This is a genomic window from Streptomyces sp. NBC_01476, assembly GCF_036227265.1.
Classification (GTDB): Bacteria; Actinomycetota; Actinomycetes; order Streptomycetales; family Streptomycetaceae; genus Actinacidiphila.
On the sequence record NZ_CP109446.1, the window covers coordinates 1,797,052 to 1,824,044 of the forward strand.

Sequence of the window (26,993 nt, forward strand, 5' to 3'; positions counted from 1 at the left end):
CGGACGCCCGGATTGCCCCGGCCGCACCCCCTCGTGAAACCGTGCACAAGGCGGCGCTTACGATGGCTCCGTGCCGAAGCTGCCCCAGACGCCGACCGAGCTCGTGCGGAACCCGCTCGCCTTCATCGCCGCCCGGTGGACCCCCGCCGAGGTGACGGTGCGTCGGGCCACCTTGTCCGCGCTGATCATGTCGGTGCTCATCGTGGTGACCGGCGGCGCGGTCCGGCTCACCGCCTCCGGCCTCGGCTGCCCCACCTGGCCCACCTGCAGCGGCGACAGCCTGCTCGGCACCCGTGAGATGGGCATCCACCACACCATCGAGATCAGCAACCGGATGCTGACCTATGTGCTGTGCGCGGCCGTCGGCTGGGCCATCGTGGCGCTGCGCGCGACGCAGCCGCGCCGCACCGCCCTGTCGCGGCTGGCGTGGGCGCAGTTCTGGGTCGTGGTGGCGAACGCGGTGTGGGGCGGCATCACCGTCCTCACCAAGCTCAACCCCTATGTCGTCTCCTTCCACTTCCTGCTGTCCGCGGCGCTGGTCACGGTCGCGGTGCTGACCTGGCACCGGGTGGGTGAGGGCGACGCCTCGCCCCGGCCGCTGGTGGGCAAGCCGGTACGGCAGCTGGGCCAACTGCTGGCGGCGGTCTCGGCGGTGCTCATCGTGGTGGGCACCCTGGTCACCGGCGCAGGACCCCATCCGGGCGACTCCAGCGGCCGGTTCACGGTGCAGCGGATCGCGGTGGACTGGCGGACGATCGCGCAACTGCACGCCGACTTCGCCTGGGTGGTGGTCGGGCTGACCGTCGCCCTGTGGTTCGTGCTGCGCGCGGTGGACGCGCCGGCCGGACCGCAGCACCGCACCCGGGACCTCTTCCTGGTGCTGATGGGCCAGGGCGTCATCGGCTATGTGCAGTACTTCACCCATCTGCCGGCCGCGCTGGTCGACCTGCACATGTTCGGCGCCTGCCTGGTGTGGATCGCGGTGCTGCGGGTGCTGCTCTCCTTCCGGGAGCGTCCCTTCGCCGAGCCCGGCGCCTCAGTGCCCTCCGCCGGTGCGGCCGGAACGGGGCTGCGGGAGCCGGGCCTCGGGGACCGGCGCGAGCCGGAAGACACGGCGCGCGTTCCCCTCGCCGACGAGAGCGGCGACCCGCTGTCCGTCCGCCGCTGACCACTCCCCCGCGCCGACCTGCTCGGCGACCAGCCGGTCCAGCGCGGCCCGGAAGCCGCGGGTGCCGGTGACGTACAGCTCCGGCAGCCCCACCGAGCCGCTGGCGTAGAGCACCTTGCCGAAGGGGGCGCGGGCGAGCACCGCGGCCGGGTCGGTGCCCAGGCCCACGTAGACGTGCGGGAGCGCCGCCGCCAGATCGGCGGCGGCGGCTTCGTGCGGCAGCCCGGGCAGCAGCACCACATCCGTACCGAATCCGGCGGTGGCCCGCAGGAAGTCCTCGCCGGCCAGCGGCCCGGGGCCGGCGGCGTGATGCCGCAGCACCAGCGGCAGGCCGGTGGCCACCGCGTGCCAGAGCAGGTGCCGCAGCAGTACCGGACTGGTCGGCCGCCCGCCCACCGGCCGGTCGCCGAGCCACTGCCCGGCGGCGTACCGCACCTCGGCCGCACCGGGCGGGCGGGAGCCGTAGCCGCTGCCGACGTACTCGGTGATGCCGACGCCGCCGCCGAAGCTGCCGCCGTCCCCGCTGGGGCCGACGCCGTAGCCGCCGGGCAGCGGGAGGGGCAGCGCCGCGAACGAGTCCGGCGCCGGCCGGGCGTGCCGGCCGCTGCCGGCGCCCGCCCCGTCACCGCAGGAGAAGCCGGCCACGCTGAAGGCGGCGGCGTGGATCGCCTCGGCGAGATTGGCCAGGAAGGAGTCGACGGTGCCGGAGGTGTCGGCGACCTGCTGGGCCAGCGGCTCCAGCCGGACGATCTCGTACGCGGCAGCCGCGCCGGCCGCGCCCAGTTCCTTGGGCGGGGTCAGGTCGCCGGGTTCGCCGGTGTCCACCAGGTAGTCGGTGATGCCGGTGCCGCGCAGCAGCAGCCGGGCCGCCTCGTACGCGCCCAGCTCCCGGCGGCGGGCCAGATAGCGGGCCGGCGGGCAGTGCGGCTCCAGGCCGAGCAGCGGGGGGCACCAGCGGCGTACCGCGAAGCCGGTGGGGCTGTCGAAGAGCGTGGTGCGCGGGGCCGCGGAGCCCGGCAGGTGCGCCTCGAAGGCACCCAGACCGAGGTCGCCCGGGAGCACCCCGTGGCAGTACGCGTCCACCAGGTGGTGTGCCTGCGTCATCCGCCGCCCCTTGCCGCCGCGCTCTTCGTCGTCAAGACCTTGCCATGGTCCTAACGGCGCGGACGGCCGTCAGGTGTTGGCGTGTCCGCCGATCTGGATGCCGGCCATCCGCCGCCACTCGTACGGCCCGGTGCGCATGGTCGCCGCGAGCTCCCCGTCGAGGGCCTCGCGCACCGTGACGCCGGAGCGCTCTGCCGCCGCCACGGCGATGGCGTGCGTGGGGGCCACGAGGTCTCCCCACGCGCCGTCGGCGGCCACCAGTACGATCCGGGTGCCGCGCTCGCCGATGTACGCCAGGTTCGCCTCGGCCCCGCCATGGGCGCCCGCGAACGCGCCGATCTGCTTCGCCAGCCGCGCCGCCCGGCGCTCGGCACGGGCCTGCGCCTTGGGATTGTCTTCCGCACTGCTCTCAGCCATGCGGAAGATGCTACCCGCCGGTAGAACGGTGAGGGCGACCGGTGGAGGCGACCAGCTGAGGACCAGCGGAGGACTAATGAAGGACTAACCTCGCTGTTTCGGTTGGGCTTGGCTGAGCTGGGCTGACGTCTCTTTTCGGTGGTCGTCGCGGTTTGTGTGGGGTGGGTATGGCTTTGGCCCGACGCTCGGGTCGGGTGCTCCAGGGGTCCTCGGGTCGTGGGCGGACAGCGACTGGTCGTTGGCTCAGGTGGCTGGTCTGGGTAGGGCCGCGAGACGGGTGAATGCTGTGGTCAGCTCGTGGCGCCAGGGCCAGGTGGCGGCGATCCGCAGGTGGAGGCGTCGCCCGCCACGGGTGAGGCGGGCGGCTGCGTGCAGCAGGCGGTAGCGGAGTTTCTTCGGCTCGGCGGTGGCCAGTTCGCCGTCCAGCAGGAGGGTCTGGGTCCATGCGAGCAGGTCGATGGCGGTCAGTGCCAGCTCCAGCCACGCTTGGTTGATGGCGAAGTGGCGGGAGGGGAAGCGGCCGAAGCCGGTGGTCTTGCCGCATCGGATGCGGTCCTCGACGCGGGCATGCCCGCGGTGGCGGACCTCCAGGAACTGCAGCGAGCCTTCACCGACGGGAGTGTCGGTGATGAACGCCTGGTGGCGCATGCCCTCGTCGAGGTCGAACAGCGACAACTGCGCGCCCGGGTGGGGGCGTTCGCGTCGGACGATGATCCGGGTGCCGTCGGGGTGTCCGGCCAGGTCGAGCATGCCGGTCAGCTCGGCGACCTCGGCGCCGGCCCGCAAGGTGCCGTCCTGCTCCAGAGCCGGATGCCAGAACCGGTCGGGCAGGGCACGGACCGCCCGGCGGACCGGTTCGGTGACTGCGTATCCGACGGAGAACGACGTGCGGATGCCCCGGTCCCGCAGGGAACGCAGGTGGGCGAGGAAGGTTTTCGCGCCGCCGGCGCTGTCGGTGCGGACCAGGATCGGGGTGCCGTGGCGGTGGGCGTCGGGGATCTGGGCCAGTGCCCCGTCCAGGACGGTGATGTGGTCGGTTGCGGTGTTCGCGCCCGCGTTGCCCGGCCGCAGCACGCCGGCCAGGGCCTCGCCGGTGTTGTCCAGGAAGCACAGCAGAGGGTGGTAGCCGAACCCGCGTTTGTAGGTGGGCGCCGCCTCCTCCTTGTCGGAGTGGCAGGTCACCAGGGTGGCGTCGATGTCCAGGACCAGGCCGGGCAGGTCCCGGCCGCCGGCACGGGCCGACGGTATGCCTTCTCGGGTCTCGGCGGCCTGCAGCCAGGCGAGGTCCCGGGCCGCGGCCCTGGACCGGCGCAGTCCGGCGAGTGCGGCCGGATCAAGGCCGGCCAGCAGACGCCAGGCAGTCGCGGTGGAGGCGACCGGGCCGAACACGGGGGCCTGGTCACGCAGTAGGGCCAGGTCGCTGATGGCCTCGCCGCCGTCGGCGAGCATCACCGCCACATCGACCGCGATCCTGCCCGGATCGTGCCCGGTGCCACGCGGACGAAGCCGGCGCAGTGTGTCGGTGAAGGCCGCTGTCAGGCCGGTGGCATCAGCGAGGTCGGCCAAAAGCCGGGAACCCGCGTGGCTGACCACCCCGTGACCGTCGGCCGACACGACCAGCTTGGGACGTGACCCGGTAGTGTGCACGCAGAAAGTGCCTTCCTGCTGTGGTGACAGAAGCCCTAGACAAGCCTCATCATCCCAGCTCAGAAGGCACTTTCGCGTTCCCGCTCAAGATCCGGACGCAACCGCAAACGAAACGCGAAGGCTAATGGAGGAAGGGGTCGATCGCCACGGCGACGAAGAGCAGCGTGGCGTAGGTGATCGACCAGTGGAAGAGGCGCATCTCCTTGAGCGCGGCGCCCACCACACCGGCCTTGGCACGGGAGTGCAGCCCGTGCGCCTCCTTCAGCCAGAAGGCCCCGAGCCCCGCGGCCACCAGCGGGTAGAACCAGGAGGTCTCCCCCAGCGGCCACCACAGCGCCAGCGAGGTGAGCACCATCACCCAGCTGTAGATCACGATCTGCCGGGCCACCACCTGGTTGCCCGCCACCACCGGCAGCATCGGTACGCCGACCCGCTCGTAGTCGTCCTTCACCTTCATCGACAGCGGCCAGTAGTGCGGCGGCGTCCAGAAGAAGAGGACCAGGAAGAGCACGAAGGGCGCCCAGCCCAGCTCGTCGCGGACCGCCGACCAGCCGATGAAGACCTGCAGACAGCCCGCGACGCCGCCCCACACGATGTTCTGCGCGGTACGGCGCTTGAGCCCGAGCGTGTAGACGAAGACGTAGTAGAGGATGGCGGTCAGCGACAGCACCGCCGACAGCGGGTTGACCAGCGTCCAGAACCACACGGTGGAGACCACCGAAAGGGCGATGCCGAAGACCAGCCCCTCGCGCGGTGAGACCAGCCCGGTGACCAGCGGCCGCTGCTCGGTGCGGTGCATCAGCGCGTCGATGTCGCGGTCGATGTACATGTTGAGCGCGTTGGCGCCGCCCGCCGACAGGTAACCGCCGACCACGGTCGTGAGCACCAGCCACAGATCGGGCACGCCGCCCGCCGCCAGGAACATCACCGGGACCGTCGTGATGAGCAGCAGCTCGATGATGCGCGGCTTGGTCAGCGCCACGAACCCCATGACACGGGCCCGCAGCGGCCGATGACCCGGGCCCGTCCCGAGGACCCCTGCGGGTCGGGATTCGACGGCCGTCACGAACACCCCAAAAGAGAGCTGAGACCAGCAAGCTCCGGCCGCCCGCCGAGCAGCACACAGCGGCACGGAACAGCGGGGCCAGGGAAGGCTTGCACGTACCACGCCACTCTAGACGCAGGGAATACCCAGCTTTCTCCGGGGGTGCCGCGTGTCCACGGCTCGCGGCATGACCGGGTTAACCCGCCGTTCACGGCGTTCGGGAGGCGAAGAGCGCAGCACCGGGGCAGGATCGAAAGGGTGCAACCCCGCGGCGGTAGGCTCGGCAGCGCCGGGTACGTACCAGTTACCCGCGCTTATCAACATGTGGAGAGGAGCCCTGACCCAGGGTGAGCAAGCAGCCGACCACCACAGACCTTGAGTGGACCGAACTGGACCAGCGGGCAGTTGACACGGCCCGAGTCCTGGCCATGGATTCCGTGCAGAAGGTCGGCAACGGCCATCCGGGCACGGCCATGAGCCTGGCTCCCGCCGCCTATCTGCTGTTCCAGAAGATCATGCGCCATGACCCGTCCGACCCGGACTGGGTCGGCCGGGACCGCTTCGTCCTTTCCGCGGGCCACTCCAGTCTGACCCTCTACACACAGCTCTACCTGGCCGGCTACGGCCTGGAGCTGGAGGACCTGGAGGCGTTCCGCACCTGGGGTTCGCGGACCCCCGGCCACCCGGAGTACGGCCTCACCCCCGGCGTGGAGACCACCACCGGCCCGCTGGGCCAGGGTGTCGCCAACGCGGTCGGCATGGCGATGGCCGCCCGTTACGAGCGTGGCCTCTTCGACCCGGACGCGCCCACCGGCGAGTCCCCCTTCGACCACACCATCTGGGCGATCGCCGGCGACGGCTGCCTGGAGGAGGGCATCTCCGCAGAGGCGTCCTCGATGGCCGGGCACCAGAAACTCGGCAACCTCGTCCTGCTCTGGGACGACAACCACATTTCGATCGAGGGCGACACCGAGACCGCGGTCTCCGAGGACACCGTCAAGCGGTACGAGGCGTACGGCTGGCACGTGCAGCGGGTGCAGCCCAAGGAGAACGGCGACCTGGACCCGCAGGCGCTGTACGCGGCCATGAAGGCGGCGCAGGCCGAGACCGGCCGGCCGTCGTTCATCGCGGCCCGCTCCATCATCGCCTGGCCCGCCCCGCACGCGCAGAACACCGGTGCGGCGCACGGCTCGGCGCTGGGCGAGGAAGAGGTCGCCGCCACCAAGCGGGTGCTCGGCTTCGACCCCGACAAGCACTTCGACGTCGCCGACGAGGTGATCGCGCACACCCGCGCGGTGGGCGAGCGCGGCAGCGCGGCGCGGGCCGACTGGGAGAAGTCCTTCAGCGCCTGGCGCGAGGCCAACCCGGAGCACGCCGCGACGTACGACCGGGTCGCCGCGAGCGAGCTGCCCAAGGGCTGGGAGGACCACCTGCCGGTCTTCGAGGTGGGCAAGTCCCTCGCCACCCGGGCCGCTTCCGGCAAGGTCCTGGAGGCGCTGGGCGCGATCGTCCCCGAACTGTGGGGCGGTTCCGCCGACTTGGCCGGCTCCAACAACACCACCATCGACAAGAACTCCTCGTTCCTGCCGGACGACAACCCGCTGCCCAGCGCGCACCGCTACGGCCGCACCGTGCACTTCGGCATCCGTGAGCACTCGATGGCTGCCGAGATGAACGGCATCACCCTGCACGGGAACACCCGGGTCTACGGCGGTACGTTCCTGGTCTTCTCCGACTACATGCGCAACTCCGTGCGGCTCTCGGCGCTGATGCACCTGCCGGTGACGTACGTCTGGACGCACGACTCGATCGGCCTGGGCGAGGACGGTCCGACCCACCAGCCGGTGGAGCACCTGACGTCGCTGCGGGCCATCCCCGGACTGAACGTGGTCCGCCCGGCCGACGCCAACGAGACCTCCATCGCGTGGCGCGAGGTCATGCGCCGGTGGACGAAGGAGTACGGCAAGGGCCACCCGCACGGTCTGGCGCTGACCCGGCAGGGCGTGCCGACGTACGAGCGCAACGAGGACGCCGCCCGTGGCGGTTACGTGCTCTTCGAGGCCGAGGGCGGCCCGGCGCAGGTGATCTTGATCGGCACCGGTTCCGAGGTGCAGCTCGCGGTCGCCGCACGGGACCAGCTGCAGGCCGCGGGGGTGCCGACCCGGGTGGTCTCGATGCCCTGCGTGGAGTGGTTCGACGAGCAGGACCAGGCCTACAAGGACAGCGTTCTGCCGCCTTCGGTGAAGGCCAGGGTCGCGGTGGAGGCCGGCATCGCGCTGAGCTGGTACCGCTTCGTGGGTGACGCCGGGCGCATCGTCAGCCTGGAGCACTTCGGCGCCTCCGCGGACGCCAAGGTGCTCTTCCGCGAGTTCGGGTTCACCCCTGAAGCGGTGGCCGCAGCGGCGCGGGAATCTCTCGACGCCGTAGATCGCTGACGCAAGTACACGACTAGTAGGAGATGCAGATCCCATGACAGACGCACTCAAGCGCCTCTCCGACGAAGGCGTCGCGATCTGGCTGGACGACATGTCGCGCACGCGCATCACGTCCGGCAATCTGGCCGAACTCATCGACCAGCAGCACGTGGTGGGCGCGACGACCAATCCGTCGATCTTCCAGAAGGCCATCTCGCAGGGCGACGGCTACGACGTCCAGGTCGGTGACCTGGCCGCCCGCCGGCTCACCCCCGACGAGGCGGTCCGGATGATCACCACCGCCGACGTACGGGATGCTGCCGACATCTTCCGGCCGGTCTTCGACGCGACCGGCGGCCAGGACGGCCGGGTCTCGATCGAGGTCGACCCGCGGCTGGCGAAGGACACCCGGGCGACCATCGCCGAGGCCAAGCAGCTCGCCTGGCTGGTGGACCGCCCCAACACCCTGATCAAGATCCCGGCGACCGAGGCGGGCCTGCCGGCCATCGCCGATGTGACCGGCCGCGGCATCAGCGTCAATGTCACGCTGATCTTCTCGCTGGAGCGGTACCGCAAGGTGATGGACGCCTACCTGACGGGTCTGGAGACGGCCAAGAAGGCCGGCCTGGACCTGTCGGAGATCCACTCGGTGGCGTCGTTCTTCGTCTCCCGGGTGGACACCGAGATCGACAAGCGGCTGGAGAAGATCGGCACCGACGAGGCCAAGGCGCTCAAGGGCAAGGCGGCGCTCGCCAACGCCCGGCTGGCGTACCAGGCGTACGAAGCGGTCTTCTCCTCCGACCGCTGGGCGGCCCTGGAGCGGGCCGGTGCCAACAAGCAGCGCCCGCTGTGGGCGTCGACCGGCGTGAAGGACCCGGCCTACCCGGACACCCTCTATGTGACCGAGCTGGTCGCCCCGAACACCGTGAACACCATGCCGGAGGCCACCTTGGAGGCCACCGCCGACCACGGCGAGATCACCGGCGACACCATCCGCGGCACCTACGAGCAGGCACGCGCCGAGCTGGACGCGCTGGCCGCGCTCGGCATCTCGTACGACGACGTGGTGCAGGTGCTGGAGGACGAGGGCGTGCAGAAGTTCGAGCAGGCATGGAACGAGCTGCTCGAGTCCACCAAGGCCGAGCTCGAGCGGCTTGCCCCTTCGGAGGCCTGAGGTGACGACCGAGATCGACGACGCCGGCGCGAGTACCGGTGACACGCCGGCCAAGCCCGGGCAGCGCAACCCGCTGCGGGACCCGCTGGACCGGCGGCTGCCGCGGATCGCGGGCCCGTCGGGCCTGGTGATCTTCGGGGTCACCGGCGACCTGTCCCGCAAGAAGCTGATGCCCGCGGTGTACGACCTGGCCAACCGGGGGCTGCTGCCCCCGGGCTTCGCCCTGGTCGGTTTCGCCCGCCGCAGCTGGGAGAACGAGGACTTCGCCCAGGAGGTCCACGACTCGGTGAAGGAGCACGCCCGCACCCCTTTCCGTGAGGAGGTGTGGCAGCAGCTCGCCGAGGGCGTCCGCTTCGTGCAGGGCGACTTCGACGACGACGCCGCCTTCGAGACGCTGAAGGCGACCATCGAGGAGCTGGACAAGGCCCGCGGGACCGGCGGCAACTTCGCCTTCTACCTGTCGGTGCCGCCGAAGTTCTTCCCGAACGTGGCCCAGCAGCTGCAGAAGCACGGCCTGTCCAAGCCCACCGGCGACTCCTGGCGGCGTGCCGTCATCGAGAAGCCGTTCGGCCACGACCTGGAGAGCGCCCAGCAGCTCAACCGGATCGTGCACGAGGTCTTCCCGCCCAACGAGGTCTTCCGGATCGACCACTACCTGGGCAAGGAGACCGTCCAGAACATCCTGGCGCTGCGGTTCGCCAACACGATGTACGAGCCGATCTGGAACCGGTCCTACGTCGACCATGTGCAGATCACCATGGCCGAGGACATCGGCATCGGCGGCCGTGCCGGGTACTACGACGGCATCGGCGCCGCCCGCGACGTGATCCAGAACCACCTGCTGCAGCTGCTGGCGCTGACCGCGATGGAGGAGCCGGGGTCCTTCCACCCCAAGGCGCTGACCGCGGAGAAGCTGAAGGTGCTGGGCGCCGTGGTGCTCCCCGAGGACCTGGGCAAGTTCACCGTGCGCGGTCAGTACGCGCACGCCTGGCAGGGCGGCGAGGAGGTGCTCGGGTACCTGGAGGAGGAGGGCATCGACCCCAAGTCCAAGACCGACACCTACGCGGCCGTGAAGCTGGAGATCAACAACCGGCGCTGGGCCGGGGTGCCGTTCTACCTGCGCACCGGCAAGCGGCTCGGCCGCCGGGTGACGGAGATCGCGGTGGTCTTCAAGCGGGCCCCGTATCTGCCGTTCGAGTCCGGTGCCACCGAGGAGCTGGGCGAGAACGCGCTGGTCATCCGGGTGCAGCCGGACGAGGGCGTGACGGTGCGGTTCGGCTCGAAGGTGCCCGGCACCTCCACCGAGGTCCGGGACGTCACGATGGACTTCGCCTACGGCGAGTCCTTCACCGAATCCAGCCCGGAGGCGTACGAGCGGCTCATCCTGGACGTGCTGCTCGGCGACGCCAACCTTTTCCCGCGCCACCAGGAAGTCGAACTGTCCTGGACGATTCTCGACCCGATCGAGAAGTACTGGGAGAAGCACGGCCGGCCCGCGCAGTACGCGTCCGGCACCTGGGGACCCACCGAGGCGGACGAGATGCTCGCACGAGACGGCAGGAGCTGGCGCCGCCCATGAAGATCGATCTGACGGACACCACGTCCTCACGTATCAACTCCGCGCTCATCCAGGCCCGCCGGGCCAGCGGGACACCGGCGGTCGGCATGGTGCTGACCCTGGTCATCGTCACCGACGAGGGCAGCGCGTACGACGCCCTCAAGGCGGCGGGTGACGCGTCCCGTGAGCACCCCTCCCGGATCATCGTCGTCATCAAGCGGCCCGGCCGGTCCCCGCGGGACCGGGCCTCGGCCCGGCTCGACGCCGAGGTGCTGGTCGGCGCGGAGGCGGGCACCGGCGAGACGGTGGTGCTGCGGATGCACGGCGAGCTGGCCGCGCACGCCGAGTCGGTGGTGCTGCCGCTGCTGCTGCCGGACGCCCCGGTGGTGGTCTGGTGGCCGGAGGGCAGCCCGGAGAACCCCGCGCTCGACCCGCTGGGCCGGCTCGGGCAGCGCCGGATCACCGACGCGGCCTCCGAGGAGGACCCGGTGGGCGCGCTCTCGCAGCGCGCCGCCACCTACGCGCCGGGCGACACCGACCTGGCCTGGACCCGGATCACCGGCTGGCGCTCGATGCTGGCGGCGGCCCTGGACCAGAAGCACTCCAGGATCACCGCGGCCGCGGTCGAGGGTGAGGCGTACAACCCCAGCTCCGAGCTGCTGGCCCTGTGGCTGGCGGACCGGCTGGGCGTGCCGGTGGAGCGGAAGGTCACCGACGGACCCGGGCTCACCGCGGTACGGCTCTTCACCGCGGACGGCGACATCTGCCTGGACCGGGCGGACGGGCGGCTCGCCGAGCTGGCGGTGCCCGGCCAGCCGGACCGGCATGTGGCGCTCAAGCGGCGGGAGACCTCCGAGCTGATCTCGGAGGAGCTGCGCCGGCTCGACCCCGACGAGATATACCGCAACACCATCGCCTTCGGGGTCAAGCACCTGGTGACCAGCAACGGCAAGGGCGGGGAGTCGTCCGCGACCGCGGCGAAGAAGGCCACCCCGCCGGCCGCGAAGAAGGCGGCGTCCACCAAGTGAGTACGCCACAGGTGGTCGTGCACCGGGACAAGGAACTGATGGCGTGCGCCGCGGCGGCCCGGCTGATCACGAAGATCGTGGACGCCCAGGCCGCCCGCGGCAGCGCCTCGGTGGTGCTCACCGGGGGGCGCAACGGCAACGGCCTGCTGGCCGCGCTCGCCGGCTCACCGGCCCGGGACGCGATCGACTGGGCGCATCTGGATCTGTGGTGGGGTGACGAGCGGTTCCTGCCCGAGGGCGACCCGGAGCGCAATGTCACCCAGGCCCGGGAGGCGCTGCTGGACGCGGTGCCGCTCGATCCGGCCCGGGTGCATGCGATGGCTCCCTCGGACGGTCCCTTCGGCTCCGACGTGGAGGCGGCGGCAGCGGCATACGCGGCCGAACTCGCCGCCGCGGCCGGGCCGGAGGACCACGCGCAGGTGCCGTCGTTCGACGTCCTGATGCTGGGTGTCGGACCCGACACCCATGTGGCCTCGCTCTTCCCGGAGCACCCGGCGACCCATGAGTCGGTCCGTACGGTGGTGGGTGTCCACGGCTCTCCCAAGCCGCCGCCGACCCGGATCTCGCTGACCTTCCCGGCCATCCGGGCGGCCCGCGAGGTGTGGCTGCTGGCGGCCGGCGAGGACAAGGCGGGGGCGGTCGCCCTGGCCCTGTCCGCGCCCGGCGAGGTCCAGGCGCCGGCCTCCGGCGCCTACGGACGCTCCCGCACCCTGTGGCTGCTGGACCGGGCGGCAGCGGCCAAGCTGCCCGCCCAGCTCTATCCGGCGGCGTCCTCGTAGCGCACCGCGAACGCGAAGGGGGCCGGGGGATGTGATCCCCCGGCCCCCCTTCGCGTTCTTCTCCGTCACCGTCCGCGCAGCTCGCGGTACTTGGCGACGAGGGCGGTGGTCGACGGGTCGAGGCCCGGGACGTCGGCGCCCTCGGTGAGGGCGGGCTCGACGCGCTTGGCGAGGACCTTGCCGAGTTCGACGCCCCACTGGTCGAAGCTGTCGATGTTCCAGATCGCGCCCTGGACGAAGACCTTGTGCTCGTAGAGCGCGATGAGCTGGCCCAGGACGGACGGGGTCAGTTCGGTGGCGAGGATCGTCGTGGTGGGGTGGTTGCCGCGGAAGGTCTTGTGCGGGACCAGCTCCTCGGGGACGCCCTCCGCCCGGACCTCGTCCGGGGTCTTGCCGAAGGCCAGCGCCTGGGTCTGGGCGAAGAAGTTGGCCATCAGCAGGTCGTGCTGCCCGGTGAGCGGGCCGAGTTCGGCGATCGGACGGGCGAAGCCGATGAAGTCCGCCGGGATGAGCTTGGTCCCCTGGTGCAGCAACTGGTAGTACGCGTGTTGCCCGTTGGTGCCGGGCGTGCCCCACACCACCGGTCCGGTCTGCCAGTTGACCGGGTTCCCCTGGCGGTCGACCGACTTGCCGTTGGACTCCATGTCCAGCTGCTGCAGATACGCGGTGAACCTGCTCAGGTAGTGGCTGTACGGCAGCACCGCGTGCGACTGGGCGTCGTGGAAGTTTCCGTACCAGACGCCGAGCAGCCCGAGCAGCAGCGGCACGTTCCGCTCCGGCGGAGCGGTCCTGAAGTGCTCGTCCACCAGGTGGAATCCGGCCAGCATCTCGCGGAACGCCTCCGCGCCGATCGCCACCATCAGCGACAGGCCGATCGCGGAGTCGTAGGAGTAACGGCCGCCGACCCAGTCCCAGAACTCGAACATGTTCTGGGTGTCGATGCCGAACTCGGCGACCTTCTCCGCGTTGGTGGAGAGTGCCACGAAGTGCTTGGCCACCGCCGAGTCGTCGGCGCGCAGCTCGGTCAGCAGCCAGTTGCGGGCCGCGGTGGCGTTGGTGATGGTCTCGATGGTGGTGAACGTCTTGGAGGCGATGATGAACAGCGTCTCGGCCGCGTCCAGGTCGCGGACCGCCTCGTGCAGGTCGGCGCCGTCCACGTTGGAGACGAAGCGGACCGTCAGGCCGCGGTCGGCGTAGGCGCGCAGCGCCTCGTAGGCCATCGCGGGGCCCAGGTCGGAGCCGCCGATGCCGATGTTGACGATGTTCTTGATCCGCTTGCCGGTGTGGCCGGTCCACTCGCCGGAGCGGATGCGGTCGGTGAAGACGGTCATCTTGTAGAGCACCGAGTGCACGGCCGGCACCACGTTCTGCCCGTCGACCTCGATCGTCGCGGACTGCGGGGCGCGCAGCGCGGTGTGCAGCACCGCGCGGTTCTCGGTGACGTTGATCCGCTCACCGTTGAACATCGCGTCCCGGAGCTCGAAGACGCCGGTCGCGGCGGCCAGCTCGTGCAGCAGCCGCAGTGTCTCATCGGTGACCAGGTGCTTGGAGTAGTCCAGGTGGAGGTCGCCGACCTGAAGGGTGTAACGGCTGCCCCGGTCCGGGTCGCTGTCGAACAGGTCACGCAAGTGAGCGTCCGCCAGATCGTCGCGGTGCTTGGCGAGCGCGTGCCATTCGGGGCGCTGGTCGGGCCTGGTGGCGGCCTGCGCATTGGTTTCGGACATCAGTCCACTTCTCCTCGTCCTCGCTGCAGGACCAAACTAATTGATGCGGCGGCGGAACGAGATCCGGTGGGCCCCCGCCCGGGTACGCGTCCGTGTGCGCGGGCCCGGCGGGGGCCGGCCGGGAAGGTGGCCGCGGGTCAGAAACCGTTGCGGTGCAGGCGGCCCGCGTAGTGCGCTTCGAGTACGGCGTTGCGCTCGTGGCCGCCGGGCAGGTTCGCGGAGATGTAGACCGGGGCGGTCTTCCCCTCGGCGGTGAGCAGGCCGACCGCCTCGGCGACGACCATCTGCACCAGCAGCGCGGAGGTGATGGTGGAGACCCCGCACAGGGCGCCGCCGTCGGGCAGCGGGAGCAGGGCGTCGCCGGCCGGGGCGCAGTTGTCGAGTACGGCGTCGGCGATGTCGGCGAGGTGCTGCCCGCTGGGGTGAAGCGCGGGGACGGCGCGGGTGTGGATGAGCGAGGTGAGTGCGATCAGTTTGTGGCCGGCCTCCTTGACGTGCAGGGCCATGTCCACGATGGAGTTGTTGACGCCGGAGTTGGAGACGATCACGAAGAGGTCCTGCGGGTGCGGGCCGGCGAGCTCGTAGAGCTTGCGGGCCAGGCCGGGGGAGCGTTCCAGCAGCGGGTCGTCGAGGATCGCCCGGTCGGCGCCGCCGCGCAGCACCAGGTCGGTGAGGCCGATCCGGTTGGTGGGGATCAGGCCGCCGGCCCGGCCGACGAGTTCCAGCACCGTGGCCTGCGAGTGGCCGGTACCGAAGCCGTGGATCACTCCGTCGGCGGCGACGCACTCCGCCACCAGGCGGCCGGCGGCGGCCACGCCGTCCTTGTTGGCCGCGATGGCCCGCTCCACGGCCGACCGTCCCTCATCCGCGAACGTCGCCGCGTTGACCTGTCCCTCACCCATGCGGGGCCCCTTTTACGGAAGTGGATCTTCGGTTGACCGAGCCAGACCTTCTCCCCATCGATGAAACAGCCAACCACGAACCCCCGTCAACCCACCCCCACCCCCCACCCGACGCAGAACGCACCCCAAAGGGGCGCGGGACTGTGTCCAACAGGCGGCTACCAGGACGCACCCCAAAGGGGCGCGGGACCGTGTCCAATAAGCGGCTGCCGCCGCGCGGGCGCGAGCAACGGAACGAGCCCCAAAGGGGCGCGGGGAACTGCGCGACCAGCCCACCACCGGGCCGCACCCGGCAACGACACCGCACGACGCAGAACGTGCCCTGAAGGGGCGCGGGGAACTGCGCGACCAGCCCCCACCGGACCGCACCCGGGAAGGGCGCCGCAGGGGCAGAACGTGCCCCGCGGGCACGCGCCCCGCTAGGCCAGCGCCAGCGCCGCCGCGCCCGCGGCCCCGTCGGGAACGGGGTGGACCGAAAGCCCCAGGTCACCCAGCAGCGCGGTAACACGCCCCCGCAACGGCCCCTCGGGCCCAAGCAACCCCCCGGTCATCACCAACGGCTCCCCCACCCGCGGCCCAAGCGACCGCACCGTCGCGGAAAGCAGCTCCGCCGCCCGGTCCAGCAGCGCCCGCGCCACCGCGTCCCCCTCCTCCGCCGCCGCCACCGCGGCCGGGCTGAGCAGGGCCAGCTGCGGCGGCGGCTGCCCGTACGCGGCCACCACGATCGCCTCGGCCAGCCCGTGCCGGGCGAGCGGCGACCAGTCCTGCCGCGGCAGGCCACCCGCCGCCGACGGGAAGTAGTGCGCGGTGACCCTCCCCACCAGCGACGTCCACGGCCCACGGGCGTCCAGCGCCTCCAGCGCCGCCCGCACCGCGTGGCTGCCCAGCCAGAACCCGCTGCCCTCGTCCCCGAGCAGCCACCCGTGCCCGTCGGTGACAGCCGAACGCCGCCGCCCGCTGATCCGCGCGGCGATCGCCCCGGTGCCGGCGATGAGGACCAGCCCGTCCGCGGGAGCGCCAGGACCCGCCGCGAGCGCCACCTCCGTGTCGCCGCCGACATCCGCCGGCACCCCGGTGATCCCGTTCGCGGCCAGCGCGTCCACCAGGCAGGACAGCGCCAGCTCACGCCCCCGCTCCGGCCCGACCCCGTCCGCGGCCCCGGCGAAGCCGCCGTACGCGGCCACCACCCGCCCGCGCGCCGCCACCGGCACCGCCCCGGCAATCGCCTCGGTCAGGTGCCGGGTGAGATCCGGCCGCGCCACACTGAGCGCGTTGCCCGGCCCACCGGTCCCCCGCCCCAGCACCGGCCCGCCAGGACCCGCCACCGCCAGGCACGCCCGGCTGCGGGTGCCGCCCGCGTCGACCCCGACCACAAGAGGCCGGCTGTAGATTTCATTCATCGACACGCATCGTGGTTGATAGATTCACCCCGGCACAACCCCGCCGCCCCGCACCGCCCGGCCCCAGAGGAGACGAGTCGTCATGATCACCGCTCTGATCCGCGCCGAACTCCCCCGGATGTCCGGCTCGCTGCGCAAGGTCGGCGAACTGGTGCTGGCCGACCCGGCCGCCGCCACCCACGGCTCGGCCGCCGAGCTGGGCCGCCGTACCGGCACCTCCCAGGCCACCGTCACCCGCTTCTGCCGGGCGCTCGGCCTGGACTCGTACCAGCAGCTGCTGATCGAGCTCGCCCAGGAGCAGGGCCGCGCCGAGGCCGGCGGCCCGCCGAGCGCCGCGCTGGGCCCGCAGATCGGCCCGGAGGACGACCTGGAGCATGTCATCGGGGTGGTCGCGGAAGCCGATCTGCGGGCCTTGCGGCACACCGCCGACCAGCTGGACCGGCCGGCACTCGAACGGGCCGCCCAGGCCCTCGCCAGGGCCCGCAGGATCGATGTGTACGGAGTGGGCGGCTCCGGAATCGTCGCCCATGAGACGCAGGCCCGGCTCTACGGCATCGGCTGCGCCGCCCACGCCTGGACCGAGGTGCACGCCGCGGAGACCTCCGCGGCCCTGCTGACGCCCTCCGACGCGGTGGTGGTGGTCTCCCACTCGGGCACCACCCGGGAAGTGCTGGAGCCGCTGCGGCTGGCCGCCGAGCGCGGCGCCACCACCGTCGCCCTCACCGGCGACCCGCGCTCACCGATCGCCCAGGCCGCGGACATCACCCTGACGTCCTTCTCCGGTGAGACCAGCTTCCGGCGGGGCAACTTCGGCACCCGCCACTCGGTGCTGCTGATCGTGGACTGCCTGTACGCCCGTGTCGCCCAGCTGACCTACGAACGGGCGACGGCCTCGATCGCGCTGACGTCCCACATCGGCGACGGCCACGCCGTTCGCCCGCGGCGCCGGGGCTGACCCGGACCGCACCCCGGCAAGCACCCGAAGGCCCCGGCGGAGCCCCGGCAGCACCCCGGAGAGCGGAAGCCGCTCGGACCGGTCAGATCTCGCCGCGGAGCTTGGCCAGCGCCTCCGCGAGAATCGCCTCGCCGTCGGCCGCCGAGCGCCGTTCCCGCACATAGGCGAGGTGCGTCTTGTACGGCTCGGTACGCGGGGGGGCCGGCGGGTTCTCCTCGTCCTGCCCGGCCGGGAAGCCGCAGCGGGGGCAGTCCCAGGTGTCCGGGATCTGCGCGTCGCTGGCGAAGCTCGGCTGGGTCTCGTGCCCGTTGGAGCACCAGAAGGAGATGCGCAGCCGGGGCGCGGACTCGCCGCGCTCGGCCTCTCCCATCGGCCCCGCTCCGACCCGACTGCCACGGATCGCGTTGCCACTTGCCACGGTCGTAACTCCCTGCGTGATGGTGCTGCGAGGTCGCCCTGCATGCGAAAGACCGATTCACCCGCGCCTGGCGGGAAAGGGCACGGTATCCCAAGATGCGGTTCCATGATAAGTCGCGTCCGCGACGGAGCGTCAGTTATCCCTGGATGGGCCGGAATCGAACGCCCTGCGTGCTTCGTTCATCCGCCGGTGACGGCGAACGGCCCACGCGGCCCGCTCACTTCTGGAACTTCATCACCAGACCGAGAACGACCACACAGGCGAACCAGAGCAGGGCGATCACCACGGTGATGCGGTCGAGGTTGCGCTCGGCCACCGAGGAACCGCCGACCGAGGACTGCATGCCGCCGCCGAACATGTCCGACAGGCCGCCGCCCTTCCCCTTGTGCATCAGCACGAGCAGCAGAAGCAGCAGGCTGAAGATGATGAGGGCGATGGAGAACCCGATGACCACGGCTGGACCAACTCTCTCGACTACATGACGGCACTACATGATTACGGCACGGGGCCAAACCGCGTACCTCCACGGTTTGGCCCCGCCAGGGTACTTCACAGTCCCGCGGAGTTCACTGGTCCCGGAAGCGGACGATCTTGACGAACTCCTCGGCGTCCAGCGCCGCACCGCCCACCAGGGCGCCGTCCACGTCCGGCTGGGCCATGATCGCGGCCACATTGCCGGCCTTGACCGAGCCGCCGTACTGGATCCGTACGCCGTCGGCGAGCTCCTGGCCGTACAGCTCGGCCAGCCGGCCGCGGATCGCCCCGCAGACCTCCTGGGCGTCCCCCGGGGTGGCCACCTCGCCGGTGCCGATCGCCCAGACCGGCTCGTAGGCGATCACGATGGTGGCCGCCTGATCTGCGGGAATGTCCTTCAGGGCGCCGTCGAGCTGGGCCAGGGTGTGCTCGACCTGCCGGCCGGCCCTGCGGACGTCCAGGCCCTCGCCGACACACAGGATCGGGGTGAGGCCGTGCCGGTAGGCCGCCTTGATCTTGGCGTTGACGACCGGCTCGTCCTCGCCGTGGTACTGGCGGCGCTCGGAGTGCCCGACGGCGACGAAGGTGCACTTCAGCTTGGCCAGCATGGCGCCGGAGATCTCGCCGGTGTAGGCGCCCGCGTCGTGCTGGGACAGGTCCTGGGCACCGTACTTGATCTTCAGCTTGTCGCCGTCCACCAGGGTCTGCACCGAGCGCAGGTCGGTGTAGGGCGGCAGGACGGCGACCTCGACCGCGTCGTAGTCCTTGTCGGACAGGGCGAAGGCGAGCTTCTGGACGTGCGCGATGGCCTCAAGGTGGTTGAGGTTCATCTTCCAGTTGCCCGCCATCAGCGGGGTGCGGGCGACCTTCTCGGTCTGCTGCTCAGTCATGTGAGATCAGTCCTCCAGTGCGGCCAGGCCGGGCAGCGTCTTGCCCTCCAGGTACTCCAGGCTGGCACCGCCTCCGGTGGAAATATGGCCGAAAGCGTTCTCGTCGAAGCCGAGGATGCGGACCGCCGCGGCCGAGTCGCCGCCGCCGACCACGCTGAAGGCGTCCGAGTCGACCAGCGCCTGGGCGACCGCGCGGGTGCCGTCGGCGAAGTCGGGGTGCTCGAAGACACCCATCGGGCCGTTCCAGAAGATGGTGGCCGCGTCGGCGAGCTTGGCGGCGAACTGCTTGCGGGACTCCGGGCCGATGTCCAGGCCCAGCACGTCCGCGGGGATCGCGTCCACGGCGGCGGTGACCGGAGAGGCCGGCGCCTTGGTCTTCAGGTCGGGGAACTCGGTGGCGCCGATGACGTCCACCGGCAGCACGAACTCCACGCCCTTGGCCTTGGCCCGCTCCAGGTACTCGGTGACGACCGGGATCTGGTCCTCCTGCAGCAGGCTCTTGCCGACCTCGTAGCCCTGGGCCTTGAGGAAGGTGAAGACCATGCCGCCGCCGACCAGGATGCGGTCGGCCTTCTCCAGCAGGTGGTCGATGACGCCCAGCTTGTCGGAGACCTTCGAGCCGCCGAGCACCACCGCGTACGGCCGCGCCACGTCCTCGGTGAGCTTCTTGAGCACGCCGACCTCGGTGGCGATCAGGCCGCCGGCCGCGTGCGGCAGCCGGGCCGGGAGGTCGTAGACCGAGGCGTGCTTGCGGTGCACCGCGCCGAAGCCGTCCCCGACGTAGGTGTCGGCGAGCGCCGCCAGCCGGTCGGCGAAGGCGCCGCGCTCGGCGTCGTCCTTGGCGGTCTCACCGGCGTTGAAGCGCAGGTTCTCCAGCAGGGCGACCTGGCCGTCGGCGAGTGCGCCGACCGTGGCGCGGGCGCTGTCGCCCACCGTGTCGGCGGCGAAAGCGACGTCCTTGCCGAGCAGCTCGCCGAGCCGGGCGGCCACCGGGGCGAGGGAGAACTTCGGGTCGGGCTCGCCCTTGGGGCGGCCCAGGTGCGAGGCGACGATCACCTTGGCGCCGGCTTCGGCCAGACGGGTGATGGTCGGGACGGCGGCGCGGATACGGCCGTCGTCGGTGATGGTCTCGCCGGCGAGCGGCACATTGAGGTCGGCGCGGACGAACACACGCTTGCCCGCGACCTGCCCCTCGGCGATCAGGTCGTCGATCGTCTTCATCTGTGGGGTCTCCTGTGGGTACGAGTCGGGAAGGCGGCCACGCGAACAGGGCCCGGCGGGCGCGTCGCCGCGCCCGTCCGGACCCTGCCGCTCACATCGCTGTGCGGTGGCTGATGTGGTGGTTACGCGCTCAGAGCTGGCCGCCGACGAAGACCGTGAGGTCCACCAGACGGTTGGAGTAGCCCCACTCGTTGTCGTACCAGCCGATGACCTTGGCGGTCTTGCCCTGGACCATCGTCAGCGAGGAGTCGAAGGTGCACGACGCCGGCCAGTTGACGATGTCCGAGGAGACGATCGGGTCCTCGGTGTACTCCAGCAGGCCCTTGAGCTGGCCCTGCGACGCCTTCAGGAACGCGGCGTTGACCTCGTCCTTGGTGACCTCGCGCTCCAGGTCGACGACCAGGTCGGTGACCGAGCCGGTGGGGACCGGGACGCGCATCGCGATGCCGTCCAGCTTGCCCTTGAGCTCCGGGATGACCAGCGCGGTGGCCTTGGCGGCGCCCGTGGTGGTCGGGATGATGTTCTCCGCGGCGGCGCGGGCGCGGCGCAGGTCCTTGTGCGGGAAGTCCAGGATGCGCTGGTCGTTGGTGTACGCGTGCACCGTCGTCATCAGGCCCTTGACGATGCCGAAGTTCTCCAGCAGCACCTTCGCCATCGGCGCCACACAGTTCGTGGTGCACGACGCGTTGGAGATGATGTGGTGGTTGGCGGGGTCGTACGCGTCCTGGTTGACGCCCATCACGATGGTGATGTCCTCGTTGGTGGCGGGCGCCGAGATGATGACCTTCTTGGCACCGCCCGCGATGTGCTTGCCCGCGTCGGCGGCCTTGGTGAAGATGCCGGTCGACTCGATCACCACGTCGACGCCCAGCTCGCCCCATGCGATGGCGGCGGGGTCGCGCTCGGCGAGCACCTTGATGGTGTGGCCGTTCACGGTGATGGTGTCGGCGGTGCTGGTCACCTCGGCCTTGAGGCGGCCCAGGATGGTGTCGTACTTCAGCAGGTGCGCCGTGGTCGCGGTGTCACCCAGGTCGTTGACAGCCACGATCTCGATGTCCGCGCCCTGCTCCAGGGCGGCGCGGAAGAAGTTACGCCCGATGCGGCCAAAGCCGTTGATGCCTACCCGGATCGTCACGAACCGATCTCCTCGCTCAGTCGCCGGAGTCCCTCTCCGGCTGCGAAATATGGGATGTCCCCGACCACTGATGACCCTACCTCGCCGGGGTGTTCCCGGTGACACCGCCCAGCCATCCCCTGCGGGCCGCCACCCCCAACTACCTCCCCTCCCCCGCCTGCGGCGCCCTACCCGTCGCGCGCCCCGCCGGACGGGTCCCTTCCCGGGAGGGGGCCCTACCAGGCGGGCGCCTTTCGCCGCGGGTGCCCTCGCGGGCGGACGGCTCCCCCAGGGGCGCGGGGTGCCCTCGCGGGCGGACGGCATCCACCAGGGGCGCGGGGTGCACCGGAGTGCCTGTGCCCCGAAGGGGCGCGGGGAACTGCGCGAGCAACCGGCCACCGGCCGGTGGTCCGGGAACGACAGCAACAGCCCCTTTGGGCCGGTGACGGAGTGCGGCCCCGTCGTGGCCGGTCGCGCAGTTCCCCGCGCCCCTAAAAGCAACCGCCTCCCGTAAGGGCACCCGCCGGGTAGGGCACCGTCGTCCGGGAAAGGCGCCCCGCAGGGGGGGGTCAGCTGACCATTTCGTCCGTGAGGTTCGCCTCCGTGCCCGGCATGCCGAGATCCGACGCCCGCTTGTCGGCCATCGCCAGCAGCCGCCGGATGCGCCCGGCCACCGCGTCCTTGGTGAGCGGCGGCTCCGCGAGGGACCCCAGCTCCTCCAGGGACGCCTGCTTGTGGTCCATCCGGAGCCGCCCCGCCGCGGCCAGGTGCTCCGGGACCTCCTCGCCCAGGATCTCCAGCGCACGCTGCACCCGCGCACCGGCCGCCACCGCCGCACGAGCCGACCGCCGCAGGTTGGCGTCGTCGAAATTGGCCAGCCGGTTGGCGGTGGCCCGCACCTCGCGCCGCATCCGGCGCTCCTCCCAGGCCAGCACCGAATCGTGCGCGCCCAACCGGGTGAGCAGCGCGCCGATCGCGTCACCGTCGCGTACCACCACCCGGTCCACATTGCGGACCTCACGGGCCTTGGCCGGGATCTGCAGCCTGCGGGCCGCGCCGACCAGCGCCAGGGCGGCCTCAGGACCCGGGCAGGTCACCTCCAGGGAGGAGGAGCGGCCGGGTTCGGTGAGCGAGCCGTGGGCCAGGAAGGCACCCCGCCACGCCGCCTCGGCGTCACAGGTGGCGCCGGAGACCACCTGGGGCGGCAGCCCGCGGATCGGCCGGCCGCGGCCGTCGACCAGGCCGGTCTGCCGGGCCAGCTGATCACCGCCGGCCACCACCCGTACGACGTAACGGCTGCCGCGCCGCAGCCCGCCGGGCGCCATCACCACCAGGTCCGAGGAGTGCCCGAAGATCTCCAGGATGTCCTTGCGGAGCCTCCTGGCCGCGATCCCGGTGTCCAGCTCCGCCTCGATCACGATCCGCCCGCTCACCAGGTGCAGGCCGCCCGCGAACCGCAGGATCGACGAGACCTCTGCCTTGCGGCAGCAGGTCCGGGTGACGGGAAGCCGGGAGATCTCGTCCTTCACCGCTGCCGTCATCGCCATGGGCCGATCCTTCCACGCATACGAAAAATCCGGTCATACGCGGCGGCCAACAACTCCGGGTCGTGCCGCGGCCCGTCGGGGGCGGCGACCGGGGCAAGCTCGACCGTACCTCCCAACCGCTCGGCCGCCTCGGAGAGGCTGTCGCGATCGGGTACGGCGGCCTCGTCGGCGAGAACCACGTCGATGGTGAGTTTAGGGGCGTGTCGCCCCAAAACCTCCAAGTGACGCTGCGGAGAAAATCCTTCGGTCTCTCCGGGCTGCGGCGCGAGGTTGAGGGTGAGCACCCGCCGGGCCCTGGTGTTCATCAGCGCATCGGCCAACTCCGGTACCAGCAGGTGCGGGATGACCGAGGAGAACCAGGAACCGGGTCCGAGGATCACCCAGTCGGCGTCAAGCACCGCCTGTACGGCCTCCGGCACGGCCGGCGGGTCGTTGGGTACGACCATCACCTCCTGCACCTCGCCGGGGGTCAGCGCCACGGTGGCCTGGCCGCGGACCGTGGAGATCGCGTCGGGGAGCGCCGGGTCGTGCCCGCGGACGATGGCGTGCAGGTCGAGCGGGACGGCGGACATCGGCAGCACCCGGCCGTGCGCGCCGAGCAGCCGGCCCACCCACTCCAGCGCGGCCACCTCGTCGTTGAGCTGCTCCCACAGGGCGACGATCAGCAGATTGCCGACCGCGTGGCCGTGCAGGTCGCCGCCGCTGACGAAGCGGTGCTGGAGCACCTTGGACCAGGTCTGGCCCCACTCGTCGTCGCCGCAGAGCGCCGCGAGCGCCTTGCGCAGGTCGCCGGGCGGCAGCACGCCCATCTCGGTCCGCAGCCGTCCGCTGGAGCCGCCGTCGTCGGCGACCGTGACCACCGCGGTCAGATCGCCGGTGATCCGGCGCAGCGCCGCGAGCGAGGCGGACAGCCCATGGCCGCCGCCGAGGGCGACCACCTTCGGCGGGACCCCGGCGCGGCGGCCCGAGTCCCGGCGCCGCCGCCGGCCCGTCATGATCACTCGCGCCCCATGTCCCTGTGCACGGTCACCGTCTCCACTCCGTCCGCCGCCAGTCGCGCCGCGAGCCGCTCCGACATCGCCACGCTGCGGTGCTTGCCGCCGGTACAGCCGACCGCGATGGTCACGTACCGCTTGCCCTCACGCCGGTAGCCGGCCGCGATGATGTGCAGCAGTTCGGTGTACCGGTCGAGGAACTCCTTGGCGCCGGGCTGGCCGAACACGTACTGCGCCACCTCCTCGTTGAGCCCGGTGAAGGGCCGCAGTTCTGGCACCCAGTGCGGGTTGGGCAGGAAGCGGCAGTCCACCACCAGGTCGGCGTCGACCGGAAGTCCGTACTTGTATCCGAACGACATCACGGTGGCCCGCAGTTCCGGCTCCTCCTCACCGGCGAACTGGGCGTCCAGCTTGGCCCGCAGCTCGTGCACGTTGAGGCTGGAGGTGTCGATCACCAGGTCGGCGTCGCCGCGCAGTTCGCGCAGCAGGTCGCGTTCGGCGGCGATGCCGTCCACGATCCGGCCGGAGCCCTGCAGCGGGTGCGGGCGGCGTACGGACTCGAAGCGGCGCACCAGCGCGTCGTCGGACGCCTCCAGGAAGATCACCCGGCGCTTGACGCCGCGGCCCGCCAGGTCGGCCAGCGACTCGCGGAGGTTGTCGAAGAACTGGCGGCCACGGACGTCGACCACCACCGCGATCCGCGCCACGTTCCCCTGCGAGCGGGCGCCGAGGTCGACCATGGTCGGGATCAGCGCCGGCGGCAGGTTGTCGACGACGAACCAGCCGAGGTCTTCGAGGCACTTGGCCGCGGTGCTGCGGCCGGCTCCGGACATGCCGGAGATGATCACCAGTTCGGGGATGGCCTCCACGGCCTCGTCCGCTTCGTCACCGGTCACGTCGGTACGGTCCTGTTCGCCTTGCTGATGCTCTTCCAACTCGCTCATTCGCTCTTCCCCCGATGGTCTGACGGGACCGGTTCCGGCGGGGCCGGGGTCGCGTCGCCTTCTTCGATGATCTCTCCGGTCGCGGTGTTCACCGCGGGGGCGGCCGGGGCCGCGGACGCCAGGGCGGCGGCGACCGTCTCCGCCGTGCGGCGGCCGATCCCCGGTACCTCGCAGATCTCCTCGACGGTCGCCGAGCGCAGCCGCTTCAGCGAACCGAAGTGCTTGAGCAGGGCCTGCCTGCGGGTCTCGCCGAGACCCGGCACGGTGTCCAGCGCGCCGGCCTTCATCGTCCTGGAGCGCTTGGACCGCTGGTAGTTGATCGCGAACCGGTGTGCCTCGTCCCGTACCCGCTGCAGCAGATAGAGACCTTCACTCGTACGGGGCAGGATGACCGGGTCGTTCTCACCCGGCAGCCACACCTCTTCCAGCCGCTTGGCAAGGCCGCAGACCGCCACGTCGTCTATGCCGAGTTCGTCCAGCGCCCGGCGGGCCGCGGCGACCTGCGGCTGACCGCCGTCGACCACCACGAGCTGCGGCGGGTAGGCGAACTTGCGGGGGCGGCCGGTGTCGGGGTCGATCGGGCCGCTGTGCGCCTCGACCTCACCGCCGACCTGCTGGTCCTCCTGGTCTTCCGCCCACTCCCCGGTGCGCTGCTTCTCCTGGAGGTAGCGACGGAAGCGGCGGGAGATCACCTCGTGCATGGAGCGGACGTCGTCCTGCCCGGCGAACGACTTGATCTGGAAGCGGCGGTACTCGCTCTTGCGGGACAGGCCGTCCTCGAAGACCACCATCGACGCCACCACGTCGTCACCTTGGAGGTGGCTGATGTCGTAGCACTCGATGCGCAGCGGAGCGTCGTCCAGGTCGAGAGCGGCGGCGATCTCCTCCAGCGCGCGGGAGCGGGTGGTGAGGTCGGAGGCGCGCTTGGTCTTGTGCAGCGCCAGCGCCTGCTGGGCGTTGCGCTGCACGGTGGCCATCAGGTCCTTCTTGTCGCCACGCTGCGGCACCCGCAGGCTGACGTGGGAGCCGCGCCGCTCGCACAGCCACTCGGTGACCGGTCCGGCCGGCTCCGGCAGCGCCGGGACCAGCACCTCCTTGGGCACGCCGCCGCTGCCGCCGGACTGCTCGGCGTCTCCGGTCTCGTCCCCGTAGAGCTGCTGCAGGGCGTGCTCGACGAGGCCGGCGGTGTCGACGGCCTCGACCTTGTCGGTGACCCAGCCCCGCTGGCCGCGCACCCGGCCGCCGCGGACGTGGAAGATCTGCACGGCCGCTTCGAGCTCGTCCTCGGCGACCGCGATCAGGTCGGCGTCGGTGGCGTCGGCGAGCACCACCGCGTTCTTCTCCATGGCGCGGCGCAGCGCCTCGATGTCGTCGCGCAGCCGGGCCGCCTGCTCGTACTCCATGGCGCCGGCCGCGTCCTTCATCCGCTGTTCGAGGCGCCGCAGGTAGGTGCCGGTGTGGCCGGCCATGAAGTCGCAGAACTCCTCGGCGAGTTCGCGGTGGTCCTCGGGGCTGATCCGGCCGACGCACGGCGCCGAGCACTTGCCGATGTAGCCGAGCAGGCAGGGGCGGCCGATCTGGGCGGAGCGCTTGAAGACCCCGGGGGAGCAGGTGCGGACCGGGAAGACCCGCAGCAGCAGGTCGACGGTCTCGCGGATCGCCCAGGCGTGCGCGTACGGGCCGAAGTAGCGCACGCCCTTGCGCTTGGGGCCGCGCATGACCTGGACCCGGGGGAAGTCCTCGTTCATGGTGACGGCGAGCGACGGGTAGCTCTTGTCGTCGCGGTACTTGACGTTGAACCGGGGGTCGAACTCCTTGATCCAGGAGTATTCGAGCTGCAGCGCCTCGACCTCGGTGGAGACGACCGTCCACTCCACCGAGGCCGCGGTGGTGACCATGGTGGCGGTGCGCTGGTGCAGGTTGGTGATGTCCTGGAAGTACGAGGACAGCCGCTGCCGCAGGCTCTTCGCCTTGCCGACATAGATCACCCGGCGGTGCTCGTCCCGGAATTTGTAGACCCCGGGAGAGTCGGGGATCTGGCCCGGCTTCGGTCGGTAGCTGCTGGGGTCTGCCAT

22 protein-coding genes and 1 pseudogene are annotated in these 26,993 nt (G+C 71.3%); 7 read left to right on the forward strand and 16 right to left on the reverse strand.

Annotation, left to right across the window (positions count from 1 at the left end):
* Positions 1-70 precede the first annotated feature (70 nt).
* Positions 71-1,060: pseudogene (locus OG552_RS07875) on the forward strand (COX15/CtaA family protein); the annotation flags it as partial.
* On the opposite strand, the gene OG552_RS07880 reads toward OG552_RS07875, so the two are convergent.
* The 4 genes from OG552_RS07880 to OG552_RS07895 form a co-directional block, all read right to left on the reverse strand.
* On the reverse strand, positions 1,037-2,272 hold the full coding sequence (locus OG552_RS07880) for an amidohydrolase (RefSeq protein ID WP_329130643.1): 1,236 nt from the start codon (positions 2,270-2,272) through the stop codon (positions 1,037-1,039). The pseudogene OG552_RS07875 and the gene OG552_RS07880 overlap by 24 nt on opposite strands.
* Positions 2,273-2,341: 69 nt before the next feature.
* Positions 2,342-2,689 (reverse strand): hypothetical protein, encoded by a 348-nt coding sequence (locus OG552_RS07885; protein ID WP_329130645.1) that lies wholly within the window; start codon positions 2,687-2,689, stop codon positions 2,342-2,344.
* Between the two features lie 243 nt (positions 2,690-2,932).
* Complete coding sequence (locus tag OG552_RS07890) at positions 2,933-4,336, reverse strand: IS1380 family transposase (protein WP_443070888.1); 1,404 nt, start codon at positions 4,334-4,336, stop codon at positions 2,933-2,935.
* Between the two features lie 121 nt (positions 4,337-4,457).
* Positions 4,458-5,402 (reverse strand): heme o synthase, encoded by a 945-nt coding sequence (locus OG552_RS07895; protein ID WP_329130647.1) that lies wholly within the window; start codon positions 5,400-5,402, stop codon positions 4,458-4,460.
* Positions 5,403-5,728: 326 nt separating this feature from the next.
* On the opposite strand from OG552_RS07895, the gene tkt reads away from it, so the two are divergent.
* Genes tkt through pgl form a run of 5 tightly spaced genes read left to right on the forward strand, consistent with a single transcriptional unit; the run spans position 5,729 to position 12,334 of the window.
* A complete protein-coding gene (tkt, locus tag OG552_RS07900) occupies positions 5,729-7,816 on the forward strand; it encodes a transketolase (protein ID WP_329130649.1) in 2,088 nt (695 codons plus the stop codon).
* 34 nt (positions 7,817-7,850) lie between these two features.
* The gene (gene tal / locus OG552_RS07905; RefSeq protein WP_329130651.1) at positions 7,851-8,969 is read left to right on the forward strand and encodes a transaldolase; all 1,119 of its coding nucleotides are present in this window, start codon (positions 7,851-7,853) and stop codon (positions 8,967-8,969) included.
* Between the two features lie 13 nt (positions 8,970-8,982).
* A complete protein-coding gene (gene zwf, locus OG552_RS07910) occupies positions 8,983-10,548 on the forward strand; it encodes a glucose-6-phosphate dehydrogenase (protein WP_329140640.1) in 1,566 nt (521 codons plus the stop codon).
* Positions 10,545-11,555 carry a glucose-6-phosphate dehydrogenase assembly protein OpcA gene (gene opcA / locus OG552_RS07915; RefSeq protein ID WP_329130653.1) on the forward strand — a complete coding sequence of 337 codons (1,011 nt, stop codon included), beginning with the start codon at positions 10,545-10,547 and terminating at the stop codon, positions 11,553-11,555. Before zwf ends, opcA begins: the two co-directional genes overlap by 4 nt.
* Before the next feature lie 38 nt (positions 11,556-11,593).
* The gene (gene pgl, locus OG552_RS07920; protein ID WP_329140642.1) at positions 11,594-12,334 is read left to right on the forward strand and encodes a 6-phosphogluconolactonase; all 741 of its coding nucleotides are present in this window, start codon (positions 11,594-11,596) and stop codon (positions 12,332-12,334) included.
* A gap of 65 nt (positions 12,335-12,399) precedes the next feature.
* On the opposite strand, the gene pgi is transcribed toward pgl, so the two are convergent.
* The 3 genes from pgi to OG552_RS07935 all read right to left on the reverse strand — a co-directional run bounded on the left by pgi (position 12,400) and on the right by OG552_RS07935 (position 16,360).
* Positions 12,400-14,058 (reverse strand): glucose-6-phosphate isomerase, encoded by a 1,659-nt coding sequence (gene pgi / locus OG552_RS07925; protein ID WP_329130655.1) that lies wholly within the window; start codon positions 14,056-14,058, stop codon positions 12,400-12,402.
* 137 nt (positions 14,059-14,195) lie between these two features.
* Positions 14,196-14,960, reverse strand: coding sequence for an SIS domain-containing protein (locus OG552_RS07930; protein WP_329130657.1), 765 nt, complete (start codon positions 14,958-14,960; stop codon positions 14,196-14,198).
* 419 nt (positions 14,961-15,379) lie between these two features.
* Positions 15,380-16,360 (reverse strand): N-acetylglucosamine kinase, encoded by a 981-nt coding sequence (locus OG552_RS07935; protein ID WP_329130659.1) that lies wholly within the window; start codon positions 16,358-16,360, stop codon positions 15,380-15,382.
* An 82-nt stretch (positions 16,361-16,442) separates the two neighbouring features.
* Here OG552_RS07935 and OG552_RS07940 point away from each other — a divergent pair, with 82 nt between their 5' ends.
* Complete coding sequence (locus OG552_RS07940) at positions 16,443-17,315, forward strand: MurR/RpiR family transcriptional regulator (protein ID WP_329130661.1); 873 nt, start codon at positions 16,443-16,445, stop codon at positions 17,313-17,315.
* 82 nt (positions 17,316-17,397) lie between these two features.
* Here OG552_RS07940 and OG552_RS07945 read toward each other — a convergent pair whose 3' ends face one another.
* From OG552_RS07945 to uvrC, 9 genes are all read right to left on the reverse strand, one after another.
* Positions 17,398-17,733, reverse strand: a complete 336-nt coding sequence (locus tag OG552_RS07945) for an RNA polymerase-binding protein RbpA (RefSeq protein WP_078862516.1) — start codon at positions 17,731-17,733, stop codon at positions 17,398-17,400.
* A gap of 217 nt (positions 17,734-17,950) precedes the next feature.
* Positions 17,951-18,187 (reverse strand): preprotein translocase subunit SecG, encoded by a 237-nt coding sequence (secG, locus tag OG552_RS07950; RefSeq protein WP_329130665.1) that lies wholly within the window; start codon positions 18,185-18,187, stop codon positions 17,951-17,953.
* A gap of 112 nt (positions 18,188-18,299) precedes the next feature.
* A complete protein-coding gene (tpiA, locus tag OG552_RS07955; protein ID WP_329130667.1) occupies positions 18,300-19,097 on the reverse strand; it encodes a triose-phosphate isomerase in 798 nt (265 codons plus the stop codon).
* 6 nt (positions 19,098-19,103) lie between these two features.
* Positions 19,104-20,318: a phosphoglycerate kinase gene (locus OG552_RS07960; RefSeq protein ID WP_329130669.1), complete on the reverse strand. Its 1,215-nt coding sequence runs from the start codon at positions 20,316-20,318 to the stop codon at positions 19,104-19,106.
* 130 nt (positions 20,319-20,448) lie between these two features.
* Positions 20,449-21,453: a type I glyceraldehyde-3-phosphate dehydrogenase gene (gap, locus tag OG552_RS07965; protein ID WP_329130671.1), complete on the reverse strand. Its 1,005-nt coding sequence runs from the start codon at positions 21,451-21,453 to the stop codon at positions 20,449-20,451.
* 548 nt (positions 21,454-22,001) lie between these two features.
* A complete protein-coding gene (gene whiA / locus OG552_RS07970; RefSeq protein ID WP_329130673.1) occupies positions 22,002-22,979 on the reverse strand; it encodes a DNA-binding protein WhiA in 978 nt (325 codons plus the stop codon).
* Positions 22,970-23,974, reverse strand: a complete 1,005-nt coding sequence (locus OG552_RS07975) for a gluconeogenesis factor YvcK family protein (RefSeq protein WP_329130675.1) — start codon at positions 23,972-23,974, stop codon at positions 22,970-22,972. Before OG552_RS07975 ends, whiA begins: the two co-directional genes overlap by 10 nt.
* A gap of 2 nt (positions 23,975-23,976) precedes the next feature.
* A complete protein-coding gene (gene rapZ / locus OG552_RS07980; RefSeq protein WP_329130677.1) occupies positions 23,977-24,918 on the reverse strand; it encodes an RNase adapter RapZ in 942 nt (313 codons plus the stop codon).
* Complete coding sequence (uvrC, locus tag OG552_RS07985; RefSeq protein ID WP_329130678.1) at positions 24,915-26,993, reverse strand: excinuclease ABC subunit UvrC; 2,079 nt, start codon at positions 26,991-26,993, stop codon at positions 24,915-24,917. The genes rapZ and uvrC overlap by 4 nt, the downstream gene beginning before the upstream one ends.

What these genes read in the sequence shown, in the direction of transcription:
- pgi (WP_329130655.1), bottom strand. Translation starts at nt 14,058, where the DNA reads ATGTCCGAAACCAATGCGCAGGCCGCCACCAGGCCCGACCAGCGCCCC.
- opcA (WP_329130653.1), top strand. Translation starts at nt 10,545, where the DNA reads ATGAAGATCGATCTGACGGACACCACGTCCTCACGTATCAACTCCGCG.
- tpiA (WP_329130667.1), bottom strand. Translation starts at nt 19,097, where the DNA reads ATGACTGAGCAGCAGACCGAGAAGGTCGCCCGCACCCCGCTGATGGCG.
- whiA (WP_329130673.1), bottom strand. Translation starts at nt 22,979, where the DNA reads ATGGCGATGACGGCAGCGGTGAAGGACGAGATCTCCCGGCTTCCCGTC.
- OG552_RS07885 (WP_329130645.1), bottom strand. Translation starts at nt 2,689, where the DNA reads ATGGCTGAGAGCAGTGCGGAAGACAATCCCAAGGCGCAGGCCCGTGCC.
- OG552_RS07935 (WP_329130659.1), bottom strand. Translation starts at nt 16,360, where the DNA reads ATGAATGAAATCTACAGCCGGCCTCTTGTGGTCGGGGTCGACGCGGGC.
- pgl (WP_329140642.1), top strand. Translation starts at nt 11,594, where the DNA reads ATGGCGTGCGCCGCGGCGGCCCGGCTGATCACGAAGATCGTGGACGCC.
- uvrC (WP_329130678.1), bottom strand. Translation starts at nt 26,993, where the DNA reads ATGGCAGACCCCAGCAGCTACCGACCGAAGCCGGGCCAGATCCCCGAC.
- tal (WP_329130651.1), top strand. Translation starts at nt 7,851, where the DNA reads ATGACAGACGCACTCAAGCGCCTCTCCGACGAAGGCGTCGCGATCTGG.
- OG552_RS07975 (WP_329130675.1), bottom strand. Translation starts at nt 23,974, where the DNA reads ATGACGGGCCGGCGGCGGCGCCGGGACTCGGGCCGCCGCGCCGGGGTC.
- OG552_RS07960 (WP_329130669.1), bottom strand. Translation starts at nt 20,318, where the DNA reads ATGAAGACGATCGACGACCTGATCGCCGAGGGGCAGGTCGCGGGCAAG.
- OG552_RS07940 (WP_329130661.1), top strand. Translation starts at nt 16,443, where the DNA reads ATGATCACCGCTCTGATCCGCGCCGAACTCCCCCGGATGTCCGGCTCG.
- OG552_RS07880 (WP_329130643.1), bottom strand. Translation starts at nt 2,272, where the DNA reads ATGACGCAGGCACACCACCTGGTGGACGCGTACTGCCACGGGGTGCTC.
- rapZ (WP_329130677.1), bottom strand. Translation starts at nt 24,918, where the DNA reads ATGAGCGAGTTGGAAGAGCATCAGCAAGGCGAACAGGACCGTACCGAC.
- OG552_RS07930 (WP_329130657.1), bottom strand. Translation starts at nt 14,960, where the DNA reads ATGGGTGAGGGACAGGTCAACGCGGCGACGTTCGCGGATGAGGGACGG.